This is a genomic window from Gemmatirosa kalamazoonensis (assembly GCF_000522985.1).
GTDB classification, from domain to species: domain Bacteria; phylum Gemmatimonadota; class Gemmatimonadetes; order Gemmatimonadales; family Gemmatimonadaceae; genus Gemmatirosa; species Gemmatirosa kalamazoonensis.
In genome coordinates this window covers 33,930-49,340 of the sequence record NZ_CP007128.1, presented here as the reverse complement: position 1 = coordinate 49,340, position 15,411 = coordinate 33,930, and the positions used below count along the sequence as shown (strand labels likewise).

Annotated in this window: 9 protein-coding genes; 6 read left to right on the top strand and 3 right to left on the bottom strand. The window is 70.1% G+C overall.

The annotated features are described in order from the left end of the window. Nucleotides 1–25: 25 nt before the first annotated feature. Entirely contained in the window at nucleotides 26–1,555 is a 1,530-nt protein-coding gene (locus J421_RS00395) for a RecQ family ATP-dependent DNA helicase (RefSeq protein WP_025409174.1), read from the bottom strand. 286 nt (nucleotides 1,556–1,841) lie between these two features. Here J421_RS00395 and J421_RS00390 point away from each other — a divergent pair, with 286 nt between their 5' ends. From J421_RS00390 to J421_RS00380, 3 genes are all read left to right on the top strand, one after another. Continuing rightward, nucleotides 1,842–2,975: a PRC-barrel domain-containing protein gene (locus tag J421_RS00390; protein WP_025409173.1), complete on the top strand. Its 1,134-nt coding sequence runs from the start codon at nucleotides 1,842–1,844 to the stop codon at nucleotides 2,973–2,975. Between the two features lie 191 nt (nucleotides 2,976–3,166). Then, nucleotides 3,167–4,099 (top strand): protein-methionine-sulfoxide reductase catalytic subunit MsrP, encoded by a 933-nt coding sequence (gene msrP / locus J421_RS00385; RefSeq protein WP_025409172.1) that lies wholly within the window; start codon nucleotides 3,167–3,169, stop codon nucleotides 4,097–4,099. Between the two features lie 99 nt (nucleotides 4,100–4,198). Then, the gene (locus tag J421_RS00380; RefSeq protein WP_104022980.1) at nucleotides 4,199–4,840 is read left to right on the top strand and encodes a protein-methionine-sulfoxide reductase heme-binding subunit MsrQ; all 642 of its coding nucleotides are present in this window, start codon (nucleotides 4,199–4,201) and stop codon (nucleotides 4,838–4,840) included. On the opposite strand, the gene J421_RS00375 is transcribed toward J421_RS00380, so the two are convergent. Both J421_RS00375 and J421_RS00370 read right to left on the bottom strand, forming a co-directional pair. Beyond that, nucleotides 4,815–5,567, bottom strand: a complete 753-nt coding sequence (locus tag J421_RS00375; RefSeq protein ID WP_025409170.1) for an endonuclease/exonuclease/phosphatase family protein — start codon at nucleotides 5,565–5,567, stop codon at nucleotides 4,815–4,817. The two genes, J421_RS00380 and J421_RS00375, sit on opposite strands and share 26 nt — an antisense overlap. 3 nt (nucleotides 5,568–5,570) lie before the next feature. After that, the gene (locus J421_RS00370) at nucleotides 5,571–6,140 is read right to left on the bottom strand and encodes a hypothetical protein (protein WP_025409169.1); all 570 of its coding nucleotides are present in this window, start codon (nucleotides 6,138–6,140) and stop codon (nucleotides 5,571–5,573) included. 108 nt (nucleotides 6,141–6,248) lie between these two features. Between J421_RS00370 and J421_RS00365 the strand changes: the two genes are divergently transcribed. From J421_RS00365 to J421_RS00355, 3 genes are all read left to right on the top strand, one after another. Continuing rightward, the gene (locus tag J421_RS00365; protein WP_025409168.1) at nucleotides 6,249–7,421 is read left to right on the top strand and encodes a THUMP domain-containing class I SAM-dependent RNA methyltransferase; all 1,173 of its coding nucleotides are present in this window, start codon (nucleotides 6,249–6,251) and stop codon (nucleotides 7,419–7,421) included. A 494-nt stretch (nucleotides 7,422–7,915) separates the two neighbouring features. Then, nucleotides 7,916–14,452 (top strand): HAMP domain-containing protein, encoded by a 6,537-nt coding sequence (locus J421_RS00360; protein ID WP_025409167.1) that lies wholly within the window; start codon nucleotides 7,916–7,918, stop codon nucleotides 14,450–14,452. A gap of 103 nt (nucleotides 14,453–14,555) precedes the next feature. Further along, nucleotides 14,556–15,404 (top strand): CheR family methyltransferase, encoded by an 849-nt coding sequence (locus J421_RS00355; RefSeq protein ID WP_025409166.1) that lies wholly within the window; start codon nucleotides 14,556–14,558, stop codon nucleotides 15,402–15,404. Nucleotides 15,405–15,411: the final 7 nt, after the last annotated feature.

Here is a 15,411-nt window from a genome sequence, read left to right as displayed (position 1 = left end):
TAGCGAGGCCCGATACCCTCTCGGGTCAGGCGGTGCGGCGTTTGACCTCCCACTGCGTGAGCGCGTCGCACGCATCGCAGTTGCCGCAGCGCCAGTCGCCCTCCACGTCCTCGCCGAAGTACTCCAGGATGAACCGCGTGCGGCACCGCGCCGTCTGCGCGAAGTCGATCACCGCCTGCAGCTTCGCCTGGTCGCGCGCGCGCCGCTCCTCGTAGTCGGTGAGGTCCGCGCTGAGGTCCACCTGCGTGAGGCGATCGCCGAGGCGCTCCCACTTCATGCCGCGGTGCTCGCGCACCTTGCCGTGGCGCTTCAGCAGCATGAGCGCGATGCGCGCCTTGCGCCGCGGCACGCCGCTCCGCTCCGCGAGCTCGTCGAGGGACACCGGCTCGCGCATCGGATACGACTCGAGGACGATCGCGACCTTCGCCGCCTCCTCGACCTCGGGGTACTTGCCGCCGAGGAAGTAGCTCTGGATGCGACGGTCCTCCACGCGGTAGAGCAGCGTGCACGTCGCCGGCAGTCCGTCCCGTCCCGCGCGGCCCGCCTCCTGGTAGTACGCCTCGACCGAGCCGGGGAAGTGGTAGTGCGCGACGAAGCGGATCTCCTGCTTGTCGATGCCGAGCCCGAACGCGTTCGTCGCCACCATCGCCTTCAGCTCGTCGTTCATGAAGGCGTCCTGCGCCGCCTTCCGCTCCGCCGGCGCGAGCTTGCCGTGGTAGAGCGCGAACGTGTGCTGTCGCCAGTACTTCTCGCGGAGCTGCTCGTGCAGCCGCTCGGCTTCCTTGATCGTCGCCACGTAGATGACGCCGGTGCCGGGCGTGCTCTCGATGATGTCGTACAGCGCTTGGTCCTTCACCGCGTTGTTCACCGTGCGCTTCACCTCGAAGCGCAGGTTCGGGCGCGCGAAGCCGGTGATCGTCACGTGCGGGTCGCGCATGCCGAGCTGCCGGATGATGTCGGCGCGGACCTCGGCGGTGGCGGTCGCGGTGAGCGCGAGCACCGGCGGGCGGCCCAGGCGCTGCACGATGGAGCCGAGCGTGAGGTAGTCGGGGCGGAAGTCGTGTCCCCACTGGCTCACGCAGTGCGCCTCGTCGACGACGAACAGGCTCACCGTGCGCGAGAGCAGCGTCTCGAAGAAGTCGCGGTCCTTGAACCGCTCCGGCGTGACGTAGAGGATGTCGCCGCCGCCCTCGGCGAGCGCGCGCTCGGTGTCGCGCGTCTGCTTCGTCGTCAGGTGCGAGTGCACGGCGAGCGCGTCGACGCCCTGCGCGACGAGCTTGTCCTGCTGGTCCTTCATGAGCGCGATGAGCGGGCTCACGACGACCGTTAGGCCAGGGAGGATCAGCGCCGGGAACTGGTAGATGAGCGACTTGCCGCTCCCGGTGGGCATCACGACGAGCGCGTCGTGCCCGCGGAGCGCGGCCTGGATCGGCTCGAACTGGCGGTACTGGAAGTCGTCGAAGCCGAAGCGCTCGGCCAGGATCTTTCGGGCGCGCGCGCGGGTGAGCTCTCGCGAGAGCCCACCGCCCGGCGTCTGGGCGTCCGTCGAGGTCATGGGTTCAGCCGGGGCAGGATCCGGGCCGCCCTGCCGCGCCGCGACGCGTCGTCGTGGGGCCGCCTGGCAGCGGGCTTGCAATTCGGGTGGCAGGGCGGCCGGCGCACGTCGGCGAGCCGAGCGTTGCAATCACCGGAACGAGAGGGGACCGATGGCGGAGATCCGCGTCGAACCGAAGCGGCGGAGCCTGGCGTGGCTCTGGGTGCTCCTGCTGCTCATCGTGGCCGCGGCCGTGGCCTGGTACTTCATGTATTACAACCGCACGTCCTGAATCGGAGGAGACGCCATGGCACGAGCCGAGGAGTCGCGCGGCCTGCGCGACGAGGCCAACGTCGGGCCCGACCCGCGCCGCGCGCGCGAGCTGCGCCCGCTGCGGGATCTGAAGTGGAAGGTGGCCGACGGAGAGCCCGACATTCGCGGCTGGTCGGTGTTCGCGTCGACGGGGCGCGAGCTCGGGGTGGTGCACGACCTGCTCGTCGACACCGAGGCGGGCGAGGTCGTGATGCTCGACGTCGACCTGAAGCGCGACGATCGGCACACGCTCGCCCCGCTGCGCGCGGCGTGGATCGACCGCGGCACGAAGCGCGTCGTCGTCGACGCGCGCGAGCTCGGCGCGGCCGACACGCTCCCCGCGCTCCCGCGCGAGGGCGCGCTGAGCGACGCCGACATGTCGCGGTTCAACGACGAGTACGTGCGCGCCTACGGCGATCGCGGCTACGAGCGCGACCGCGAGTACCGCCTGCGCCGCGGCGACGACGAGCTGCGCTTCGGCTCGCGCGGCGGTGACCTGCACAGCGACGTCGTGGAGCCGCGCGACGAGCGCGATGTGCGCGACACGCGCGGCACGCCGCGTCGCCTGCTCGACGAGTCCACGTCGCTCGGCGCGACGGGCGGCGCGGCGATGGGCGCGGCCGCCGTCGGCGGCGCGCACGCGGTGTCCGACGAGGGGAAGACGATCAACCGCGAGCTCGCCGACCTGCCGCGCGATGGCCGGCGCGACGTGAACCGCGATGCGCAGCTCGCGAACGCCGTCGAGGCGGACGCGGCGCGCCGCGAGCGCGAGCTGCGCGACGCCGAACGGCGCGGCGCGCGGCTCGGCGACGAGCCGGTGGAGGATCCGATGCTCGCCGAGCGCGAGATCGATCCGCGCGAGCTCGATGCCCGCGTGCGCATCGACGAGGGCGCCACGGTTGACGAGAAGGCGCCGGTCGGCGGCGTCCGCTACGACTCGCCGAACTACCCGCGGCACAGCTACGGGACGCTCGAGGAAGAGGAGCGCGCCGATCGCATCGATCGCGACGAGCGCATCGTCTCGCGCCGCCCGTGGGTGGACGACGCCCGCGAGACGCCGGCGGAGCGCCGTGCCGACGAGATCGAGCGGAACGTGCACTACCGGCGCGCGGACGACGCTCGGCCGTGATGCCGGGCTAGACTCCACGTACGCGTTTCTGGAGGACTGAAGAAGGACTGAAGGAGGACTGAAGAAGGACCAACAACACCGTTGGAGTTCTCCTTCTTCAGTCTCTCTTCAGTCCTTCTTCAGTCCCCCACGAGATTCGTACGTGGAGTCGTGAACGGCGCACCGCCGCGCCCACCCGTTAGAATTCGGTCATGCTGATCAGGCGCCCCGACGACATCCCGTCGTCCGAGATCACCCCGGAGTCTCTCTACGTCGACCGCCGGCGGTTCATCGCCGCCGCGGGGTTCATCGGCGCCGGCGCGCTGCTGGGCTGCGATCGCGGCACGCGCGAGGCCGACGCCGCGCAGCTCGAGGATCAGCCGGCGTCGCGCGACGAGGTCACGAAGTACGACGACGCGACGGGCTACAACAACTACTACGAGTTCGGCACCGACAAGGAGGACCCGAAGGCGAACGCGGGCTCGCTCCGCACGCGGCCGTGGTCCGTCGCCGTCGAGGGGATGGTGAAGCGCCCCGCGACGTGGGCGTTCGACGACCTGCTGAAGGGGCTCGCGCCGCAGGAGCGTGTCTATCGCCACCGGTGCGTCGAGGCGTGGTCGATGGTGATCCCGTGGCTCGGCGTGCCGCTCGCCGACGTGCTGCGCAAGCTCGAGCCGCTGCCGTCGGCGAAGTACGTGGAGTTCACCACGCTGTTCGACCCGAAGCAGATGCCCGGGCAGCGCAGCGGCGTGCTCCCGTGGCCCTACGTCGAGGCGCTACGGATGGACGAGGCGATGCACCCGCTCACGCTCCTCGTCACCGGCATGTACGGCAAGACGCTGCCGAACCAGAACGGCGCGCCGCTCCGCCTCGTCATCCCGTGGAAGTACGGGTTCAAGGGCGCGAAGTCGATCGTGAAGATCCGCCTGACGGACAAGCAGCCGAGCACCACCTGGAACGTCGCGGCGCCCGACGAGTACGGGTTCTACGCGAACGTGAACCCCGAGGTCGACCACCCGCGCTGGTCGCAGGCGAAGGAGCGCCGCGTCGGCGAGTTCGGGCGGCGCGCCACGCTGCCGTTCAACGGCTACGCGGCGCAGGTCGCGTCGCTGTACGCCGGCATGGATCTGCGGCGGAACTTCTGAGTGACCGCTCGCTCTCCGAGCGTCGACGTCGCACGCGGAGCCGCGGAGGGCGCGGAGAACGGCAGGAGCGGCGGTCCTCCGCGTCCTCCGCGGCTCCGCGTGCGCTCCGGATCGTTAGGCAGCTTCCTCGGCACGCGTCGAGCGCGACTCGTCGTGTGGCTCCTCGGCGCGCTCCCCGCGCTGTGGCTCGCGTGGCAGCTCTGGCGGGCGTGGAACGGCGAGCCGCACACGCTCGGACGTGAGCCGGTGAAGGGCCTCGAGCACGCGACCGGCGACTGGACCATCCGCTTCCTCGCCGCGACGCTCGCCGTCACGCCGCTGCGGCAGCTCACGGGATGGAACTGGCTCGCGCGCTACCGGCGCATCCTCGGGCTGCTCGCGTTCGGCTACGCGTGCACGCACCTGACCACGTACGCGGTGCTCGACCTCGAGCTCGACCTCGGCGAGGTGGCGCACGAGATCGTGAAGCGCCCCTATCTCGTCGTCGGCTTCACGGCGTGGCTGCTGCTCCTGCCGCTCGCCGTCACGAGCACCACCGGATGGATCCGCCGACTCGGCGGCAAGCGGTGGGACCGGCTGCACGCGGCGGTGTACGCCGTCGTCGCGTTAGGCCTCGTCCACTTCTGGTGGAGTCAGAAGAAGGACAAGTCGGACCCGCTCGCGTGGGCGCTCGTGTTCGCGGTGCTGTTCGCGTGGCGGGCGTGGCGCGCCGTCGTCAGACGTCGAGATCGAGGTCGGTGACCAGCGGGAAGTGGTCGGACGCCGCCTTCCCGTGCGCGACGTCGAGCAGCACGTCGCAGCGCCGCAGACGTGGCGCGTAGCGCTCGGGGGTGAACAGGTAGTCGAACCGCGTGTGCGGATCCCAGGTGGGGAACGTGTACCCGTCGTCGTGCGGGTGCAGCACGCGGTACGCGTCGACGTAGCTCGCCTGGAGCATTACCCCGATCGTGTCGCGCGCGATGTCGCGGCCGCTCATCCACACCATCGCCTGGATCCAGCGCGGCAGCTTCGCGGCGTTCAGTGGTGCGCCCGGCGCGAGCGCGTTGAAGTCGCCGGCGATGACGTGGAAGCCGTGCTGATGCTCGCGGATGGAGTGCAGCAGCGCGCGGATCTCGTGCACGCGGCGGCGCTCGCTCCACTTCGAGAACCACGCGTTGAGGTGCAGCCCGTACACGCGTCCGACGTCGCCCGGCAGCACGAGCTCGATGAACGCGTGCCGCGCGCCGCGCGGGTGGTACCACGCGTGTCCGGCGAGCGGCGTGCGGCTCAGGAAGCCGGTGGAGTAGCCGGGCCGCGACGCCGAGTACGGCATGTGGGTCACCTCGGCCAGGCGTGCGACGACGCGCGGATCCGTCGCCTCCTGCAGCACGACGACGTCCGCCGCCGCGTCGCGGATGACCGCGGCGAGCGCGTCCTCGCGGCCGGTGCCGCCGTACCGGATGTTGTAGCTCAGCAGGCGGAGCGTCACGGCTCAGGGCGGGCCCAACAACGGCAGTGAGTCGAGCTCCGGCAGAGACGCGCGCGGGGTATCGGCGGCAGGCGCGCCGCCCTCGAACGACTGTCCGTCCTGCCGCTCGATGAGCACGAGATACGGCTGGTTCATCGTCACGTCGCGCACGTACTGCACGAAGTCCGTCGTGGCCTGGATGTTCACCGGCCGCCCCGCGAGCTCGCACAGCTTCTCGCGCAGCGGCTTCAGCGCGGGCGCCGCGTCGGGGTGGTCCTCGCCCATCGGCACCGAGTGGATGGCGGGGATGTGGAACGAGTCGTACAGCTTCACCATATCGCCGCCGACGAACGTCAGGTCGACGTCGCTCGTACCCGGCCCGTCCGCGTCGAACGGCTGACCCCCTTTCGCGCGATGCCCGGTCACCGAGCTGCCGCGCACGATCACCGCGACCTCTGGCGTGATCGCCGAGCGTACGGTCTCCACGAACGTGTCGAACTTCCCGCGGTCGCCGCCGAACACGCGTTCGATGAAGCGGTTGCACGACTCGGGATCGGTGAGCGCGGGGCCGCGCGCGGAGAGTGGGTCGGTCATCGTCGGTGAAGAATCGTGGAACAGAGTGCGCCGCGAGAGCGCACGGCGCATGCCGCGCTCGACGGCAGGTCGACCGGGAGGCATCGAGGGCGCGGTTAGATTCGCCGCATGCCGAGCCAGTCGACTGCCGGGAATGTCACGTACGACGCGTTCGCGATCACCGCCCCCGGGCTCGCCCCGCTCGCCGCCGACGAGCTGCGCGCGCTCGGCGTCGTTCCACGCGACGTCGACGCGAGCGGCGTGTCGTTCGACGCGACCGCGGAGCAGCTGTGGGCGGCGAACCTGTGGTGCCGCACCGTGAGCCGCGTCGTCGTGCGGCTGGCCGAGTTCCACGCGACGTCGTTCCACGAGCTCGAGCGTCACGCGCGCAAGGTCGCGTGGGAGCGCGTCACCGCGCCGGCGCGCGCGGTGCGGCTGCGCGTCACGTGCCGCAAGTCGCGCCTCTATCACTCCGACGCCGTCGGTGAGCGAGTGGCCGACGCGATCGCGCGCCGCGTCGGCGGTGCCGGCGGATGGCAGGCGGCGCACGACGACGAGCACGAGTCGGACGACGACGGGCAGCTGTTCGTCGTGCGGCTGTTCCACGACCGCTGCACGGTGAGCGCCGACAGCTCCGGCGCGCTGCTCCATCGGCGCGGCTACCGCGAGGCGCTCGCGAAGGCGCCGCTGCGCGAGACGCTCGCCGCGGCCGCGCTCCTCGCCGCGCGCTGGGATCCGACGACGCCGCTCGTCGACCCGATGTGCGGCTCCGGCACGATCCCGATCGAGGCGGCGCTGCTCGCGCGCCGCATCGCTCCCGGCCGCCAGCGGCGGTTCGCGTTCGAGGCATGGCCCGACTTCGAGCCCGCGCGGTGGCGCTCGCTGCTCGCGCGCGCCGACGCCGAGTCGCTGCCGGCGGCGCCGGCTCCGATTCACGCGTCCGACCGCGACGCCGGCGCGGTGCGCGCCACCGCCGAGAATGCGGCGCGCGCGGGCGTCGCGGCCGACGTGCACGTCGATCGACGTCCGCTCTCCGCGCTCGCGCCGCCCGAGAGGCCCGGCTGGGTCGTGACGAACCCGCCCTACGGCAAGCGCGTCGGCGAGACCGACACGCTCGGCGCGCTCTACGCGCGACTCGGCGAGGTGCTCCGTGAGCGCTGCGAGGGGTGGACGGCGGCGCTCGTCTCGGCCGACGCGCAACTCGAGCGGCGCGTGGGGCTGCGGTGGCACGAGGTGCTGCGCACGACGAACGGCGGCATCCCGATCCACGTCGTCGCGGCCACCGTGCCCGACCAGCGCTAAGCAGCCGTCCGCGCTTCGCTACAGTCGAGAACGCTGTTGGCAGCGTTCTTGCACGACGGGAGGGCAAACATGTGTGGCGCTCACCGGGCCGGCATGCCCCCGATGCCGGCCCCGGAGCGCATCCCCTGGCACCGGCACACCGCCGGTGCCGCGCCCGCATCAACTCCACGCCGGTCCTCCGGACAGGATCCCCTCGTGCGCGCTGGCGACAACGACCTTCCGAAGAACGCCACTTCCAGCGAATCCTCGCGCTCCCGCCGCGGACGCGTCTCCCGCTCGGCGACCCAGCGGGCCGCCGCCGAGCGGCCGACGGAGATGCCGGTGGACGTCGAGCCGGCGCCGCGTCCCAGGCGCGGGGGGCCGCGGCGCGACGCGCGGCGTCGAGCGGGGCCGTCGACGTCGATGCCGCGCTCCGCCACCGACGCCGCAGCGCGGGCGGCAACGGCAACGGCAACGGAAGCGGCGACGGGAACGGACGCGGGGGCACCGAGGACGTGGACCGGCTGCTCGATGCGCTGCTCGCGCTCCGTGACGGCGACTTCGAGTTCCGCCTCGGCCGCGCGAACGATCCGGGCTTCACGCCGATCTTCGACGCGTTCAACGAGGCCGCCGCGCTCCGCTCGGGGCTCACCGACGAGATCGTGCGCGTCGCGCGCACCGTCGGCCGCGAGGGGCTGCTCGGCGAGCGGGTGTCGCTCCCCGGCGCGCGCGGCGGCTGGGCGACGAGCGCCGACGCGCTGAACGCGCTCATCACCGACGTGCTCCAGCCGACCACCGAGGTCGCGCGCGTGCTGACGTCGGTGGCCGAGGGCGACCTGTCGCAGAAGATGGCGCTCGACATCTCGGGCCGATCCGTGCAGGGCGAGTTCCTGCGCATCGGCACGACGGTGAACCGGATGGTCGATCAGCTCTCGGCGTTCGCCTCCGAGGTCACGCGCGTCGCCCGCGAGGTGGGCACCGAAGGCGTGTTGGGCGGCCAGGCGCACGTCCCGGGCGTCGCCGGCACGTGGAAGGACCTGACCGACTCCGTGAACGCGATGGCGAGCTCGCTCACGAACCAGGTGCGCAACATCGCCGAGGTGACCACCGCGGTCGCGAAGGGCGACCTGTCGCGCAAGATCACGGTCGACGCGCGCGGCGAGATCCTCGAGCTGAAGAACACCATCAACACGATGGTCGATCAGCTCTCCGCGTTCGCGAGCGAGGTGACGCGCGTCGCGCGCGAGGTCGGCACGGAGGGGGTGCTCGGCGGCCAGGCCGTCGTGGAAGGCGTGAGCGGCACGTGGAAGGACCTCACCGACAACGTGAACGCGATGGCGAGCAACCTGACGAACCAGGTGCGCAACATCGCGGAGGTGACGACGGCGGTCGCGAACGGCGACCTGTCGCAGAAGATCACGGTGGACGTGAAGGGCGAGGTGCTCGAGCTGAAGGAGACCATCAACACGATGGTCGACCGACTCGGCACGTTCGCCGACGAGGTCACGCGCGTCGCCCGCGAGGTGGGCACCGAGGGACGGTTGGGCGGCCAGGCGCAGGTGCCCGGCGTCGCCGGCACGTGGCGCGACCTGACGGACTCCGTGAACTTCATGGCGTCGTCGCTGACGACCCAGGTGCGCAACATCGCACTCGTCACGACCGCCGTCGCGAACGGCGACCTGTCGCAGAAGATCACCGTCGAGGCGCGCGGCGAGGTGCTCGAGCTGAAGAGCACCATCAACCGCATGGTCGATCAGCTCAACTCCTTCGCCGGCGAGGTGACGCGCGTCGCCCGCGAGGTCGGCACGGAAGGCGTGCTCGGCGGACAGGCCAACGTGCCCGGCGTCGCCGGTACGTGGAAGGACCTCACCGACTCGGTGAACTTCATGGCCGCGTCGCTGACGACGCAGGTGCGCAACATCGCCGAGGTCACCACCGCGGTCGCGAACGGCGACCTGAGTCAGAAGATCACGGTGGACGTGCGCGGCGAGGTGCTGGAGCTGAAGAACACGATCAACCGGATGGTCGATCAGTTAGGCGCGTTCGCGAGCGAGGTCACCCGCGTGGCGCGCGAGGTGGGCACGGAGGGCGTGCTGGGCGGGCAGGCGAACGTGCCGGGCGTCGCGGGCACGTGGAAGGATCTCACCGACTCCGTGAACTTCATGGCGTCGTCGCTCACCACGCAGGTGCGCAACATCGCCGAAGTCACGACGGCCGTCGCGCGCGGCGACCTGTCGAAGAAGATCACCGTCGACGTGCGCGGCGAGATCCTCGAGCTGAAGTCCACGGTGAACACGATGGTGGACCAGCTCAACGCCTTCGCGAGCGAGGTCACGCGCGTCGCGAAGGAAGTCGGCACCGAGGGACGGTTAGGCGGCCAGGCGCAGGTGCAGGGCGTCGCCGGGACGTGGAAGGACCTCACCGACAACGTGAACCAGCTCGCCGGCAACCTCACCGTGCAGCTCCGCGACGTGAGCGGCGTCGCCACCGCGATTCAGAAGGGTGACCTGAGCCGCAAGATCACCGTCGAGGCGCGCGGCGAGGTGCTGCAGATCAAGGAAGTCATCAACACCATGGTCGACCAGCTCAACGCGTTCGCCGCCGAGGTCACGCGCGTGGCGCGCGAGGTGGGGAGCGAGGGTCGACTCGGCGGGCAGGCGAACGTGCCCGGCGTCGCCGGCACGTGGAAGGACCTCACCGACACGGTGAACTTCCTCGCCGGCTCGCTCACCGCGCAGGTGCGCAACATCGCCGAGGTCACGACGGCCGTCGCGCGCGGTGACCTGTCGAAGAAGATCACGGTGGACGTGAAGGGCGAGGTGCTGGAGCTGAAGAACACCATCAACACGATGGTGGACCAGCTCTCCGCGTTCGCCGCCGAGGTGACGCGCGTCGCGAAGGAGGTCGGTACCGAAGGCGTGCTCGGCGGCCAGGCGCGCGTCGAGGGCGTGAGCGGCACGTGGAAGGACCTCACGGACAACGTGAACGCGATGGCGAGCAACCTGACGAATCAGGTGCGCAACATCGCGTTCGTCACGACGGCCGTCGCGAACGGCGACCTCGGTCAGAAGATCACGGTCGAAGCGCGCGGCGAGGTGCTCGAGCTCAAGAACACGATCAACAACATGGTCGACCGCCTGCGCGTGTTCGCCGACGAGGTGACGCGCGTGGCGAAGGAAGTCGGCACGGAAGGTCGGTTAGGCGGCCAGGCGCAGGTGCAGGGCGTGGCGGGCACGTGGAAGGACCTCACCGACAACGTGAACCAGCTCGCCGGCAACCTGACCGTGCAGCTCCGCGACGTGAGCGCGGTCGCGACCGCTATCGCCCGCGGCGACCTGACGCGCAAGATCACGGTCGACGTGCGCGGCGAGATCCTGCAGATCAAGGACGTCATCAACACGATGGTCGACCAGCTCAACTCGTTCGCCGGCGAGGTGACCCGCGTGGCGCGCGAGGTGGGCACGGAAGGAAAGCTCGGCGGCCAGGCGAAGGTGGCGAACGTCGCCGGCACGTGGCGCGACCTCACGGACAACGTCAACACGATGGCGTCGAACCTGACCGGTCAGGTGCGCAACGTGAAGGACGTCACGATCGCCGTCGCGAACGGCGACCTGTCGCAGAAGATCACGGTGGAGGCGCGCGGCGAGGTGTTGGAGCTGAAGGAGACGATCAACGACATGGTCGATCGCCTCCGCGTCTTCGCCGACGAGGTCACGCGCGTGGCGAAGGAGGTGGGCACCGAGGGCAAGCTGGGCGGCCAGGCGCAGGTGCCCGACGTCGCCGGCACGTGGAAGGCGCTCACCGACAACGTGAACGCGATGGCGAGCTCGCTCACCGTGCAGGTGCGCGCCATCGCCGACGTGGCCACCGCCGTGACCCGCGGCGACCTGTCGCGGCAGATCACCGTCGAGGCGCAGGGCGAGGTCGATGAGCTGAAGCGCAACATCAACCAGATGATCGCGAACCTCCGTGAGACCACGGAGAAGAACCAGGAGCAGGACTGGCTGAAGACGAACCTCGCCAGGTTCTCGCGGCTCATGCAGGGGCAGAAGGACCTCGACTCCGTCGCGCGGCTCGTCATGAGCGAGCTCACGCCGCTCGTGCAGGCGCGGAGCGGCGCGTTCTACATGATGGAGAACGAGGAGGGGGTGCCGACGCTGCGTCTCATCGCGAGCTACGCGTTCAAGCAGCGCAAGCACCTGTCGAACGTGTGGCACATGGGCGAGGGGCTCGTCGGCCAGACGGCGCTGGAGAAGAAGCCGATCCTGCTCACGAACGTGCCGGACGACTACATCCAGATCACGTCCGGCCTCGGCGAGGCGCCGCCGCGCAACATCATCACGCTCCCCGTGCTGTTCGAGGGCGACGTGAAGGCGGTCGTCGAGCTCGCGAGCTTCCTGCCGTTCAACCAGATCCACCAGACCTTCCTCGATCAGCTGCAGGAGACGATCGGCGTCGTCCTGAACATGATCCAGGCGAACATGCGCACCGAGGAGCTGCTGCAGCAGTCGCAGAAGCTCACCACGGAGCTGCAGAGCCAGTCCGAGGAGCTGAAGCGGCAGCAGGAGGAGTTGAAGCGCTCCAACTCCGAGCTCGAGGCGCAGGCGAAGTCGCTGCGCGCGTCGGAGGAGCTGCTGCGCGACCAGCAGGAGGAGCTGCAGCAGGTCAACGAGGAGCTGGAGGAGAAGGCCGCGCTGCTCGCGGAGCAGAACAAGAAGGTCGAGCAGAAGAACAGCGAGGTCGAGGCGGCGCGGCAGGCGCTCGAGGAGAAGGCGTCGCAGCTCGCGCTGTCGTCGAAGTACAAGAGCGAGTTCCTCGCGAACATGAGCCACGAGCTGCGCACGCCACTCAACTCGCTGCTCATCCTCGCGCGGCTGCTCGCCGACAACAAGGAAGGGAACCTCTCGGCGAAGCAGGTGGAGTTCGCGCGCACGATCCTCGGCTCCGGCTCGGACCTGCTGAACCTCATCAACGACGTGCTCGATCTGTCGAAGGTCGAGGCGGGGAAGATGGAGGTGCATCCGCTCGACGTGCGCGTCGAGGAGGTGCGCGAGTTCGCCGAGCGCACGTTCCGCCCGCTGGCCGAGCAGAAGGCGCTCGACTTCTCGATCGACGTGCTGCCGGGGACGCCCGACTCGCTCGTCACCGATGGACAGCGGCTGAATCAGATCCTCAAGAACCTGCTGTCCAACGCGTTCAAGTTCACCGAGCACGGGAGCATCACGCTCACCGTGCGCCGCGCGGAGGGCGGGCGGCGCTTCGCGAACCGCGTGCTCGACACGGCGGACACGGTGCTCGCCTTCGCCGTGAAGGACACCGGCATCGGCATCCCGAAGGACAAGCAGCAGCTCATCTTCGAGTCGTTCCAGCAGGCCGACGGCGCGACGAGCCGCAAGTACGGCGGCACGGGGCTCGGGCTGTCCATCAGCCGCGAGATCGCGCGCCTGCTGGGCGGCGAGATCCGCGTCGAGAGCAAGCCGGGCGAGGGGAGCACGTTCACGCTGTTCCTGCCGTCGAACTACGTGGACCCGGACGCGGGACGCGGGGTGCCTAACGACAGCGGACCGCGCACGCGGCCGTCGGGGATCGGCGCGACGGGCCAGATCCGTCGGGTCGGCCGGGACTCGGGACTCGGGACTCGGGACTCGGGAGTCCGCAGCGCCGAGTCCCGAGTCCCGAGTCCCGAGTCCCGAGTCCCGAGTCCCGAGTCCCGAGCCGCGGCGGCGCCGACGATCGAGCAGGAGCCCGACGTCGACGACACGTTCGGCGACGACGAGGAGCTCGGCCGCCGCCTGGTCGACGGCCTCGAACGGCGCGCGCCGCTCGCGACCGACATCCCGAACCCCGTGCACGACGACCGCGACGAGATCCAGGAGGGCGACACCGTCGTCCTCGTCGTGGAGAACGACCTGAACTTCGCGTCGGTGCTGCTCGAGATGGCGCGCAGCAAGGGGTTCAAGGCGCTCGCGGCGCTCGACGGGCGCACCGGCGTCGACCTCGCCCACCAGTACCAGCCCGACGCCATCACGCTCGACATCGACATGCCGGGCGTCGACGGGTTCGCGGTGCTGGAGCGGCTCAAGGGGCACCCCGACACGCGCCACATCCCGGTGCACATCATCAGCGGCGTGAGCCGGCGCCACGAGGGGCTGAGCGCGGGCGCCATCGCGTACCTCGAGAAGCCCGTGAGCGCGGAGGCGCTGGAGGAGGCGTTCAACCGCATCGGGGAGTTCCTCGACAACCGCGTGCGGCGACTGCTCGTCGTCGAGGACGATCCGGCGCAGCGCGACGCGATCGTGTCGCTCATCGGCCACGAGGACGTCGAGATCACCGCGGTGGAGAGCGCGGAGGACGCGCTCGCGCGCCTCGGCGAGACCGACTTCGACTGCATGGTCGTCGACCTCGGGCTGCACGACATGAGCGGATTCGAGCTGCTCGAGCGCGTGAAGTCCGATCCGTCGCGGCGCGAGCTGCCGATCATCGTCTACACGGGGAAGGAGCTGAGCCCCGGCGAGGAGACGCGGCTCCGCAAGTACGCCGAGACGATCATCGTGAAGGACGTGAAGAGCCCGGAGCGGCTGCTCGACGAGACCGCGCTGTTCCTGCACCGCGTGGAGTCGACGCTTCCCGAGAACAAGCGCCGCATGCTGGAGCGGCTGCACACGGCCGACGCGGTGTTCCACGGCAAGCGCGTGCTCATCGTCGACGACGACGTGCGCAACATCTTCTCGCTCACGAGCGTGCTCGAGGAGCACGGCATGGAGGTCGCGTTCGCCGAGAACGGCAAGGACGCGATCGAGTGGCTCGACAAGTCGCCGCCGCCCGAGATCATCCTCATGGACGTGATGATGCCGGAGATGGACGGCTACGAGACGACGCGGGCGATCCGCGAGCGTCCCGACTGGCGGGCCATCCCGATCATCGCGCTCACGGCGAAGGCGATGAAGGGCGACCGCGAGAAGTGCATCGCGGCCGGCGCGAGCGACTACATCACGAAGCCGGTGGACACCGAGCAGCTGCTGTCGCTCATGCGCGTCTGGCTGTACCGATGAACCTCGTGAGTCCCGCGACGCTCCACGCTCCACGCTCCACGCTCGGCCAGTCGCCGGCGCGGAGTGAGCGTGGAGCGTGGAGCGTGGAGCGTGGAGGAACCGCATGACGTTACCGGCGGCTCCCACCCATTACGACCCGGCGCTCGAGCGCATCGAGATCGAGCTGCTGCTCGAGGCCGTGCATCGGCACTACGGCTTCGATTTCCGCGGCTACGCGTACTCGTCGCTCCGGCGCCGGGTGTGGAAGCGCATCCAGGCCGAGGGGCTGAGCACGGTGAGCGCGCTGCAGGACCGGGTGCTGCACGACACCGAGGTCATGGAGCGGCTGCTCGACGACCTGTCGGTCACGGTGACGGCCATGTTCCGCGACCCGGGGTTCTACCAGACGTTCCGGGAGACGGTGGTGCCCATCCTGCGCACCTACCCGTTCATCCGGATCTGGCACGCCGGGTGCTCGACGGGGGAGGAGGTCTACTCGATGGCCATCCTCCTCCACGAGGAGGATCTCTACGACCGGGCGCGGGTGTACGCGACCGACATGAACGAGACGGTGCTGCGGCGCGCGCGCGACGGCATCTTTCCCCTGGAGCGGATGCAGGAGTACACGGAGAACTACATCCGGGCCGGAGGACGGCGCTCGTTCTCGGAGTACTACACGTCGGGGTACAACGGCGCGCTGTTCGACGCCTCGCTGAAGCGCAACGTGGTGTTCGCGCAGCACAACCTCGTGACGGACGGCTCGTTCACGGAGTTCAACGTGGTCCTCTGCCGGAACGTGCTCATCTACTTCGACAAGGCGCTGCAGACGCGGGTGCACGGGTTGTTCTACGACAGCCTCACGATGTTCGGGATCCTCGCGCTGGGGAGCAAGGAGTCGCTGCGCTTCTCGAAGTACGACGGCTGCTACGAGCCGCTCGTGGCCTCCGAGAAGATCTACCGAAAGATCCAGTGACGGCGGC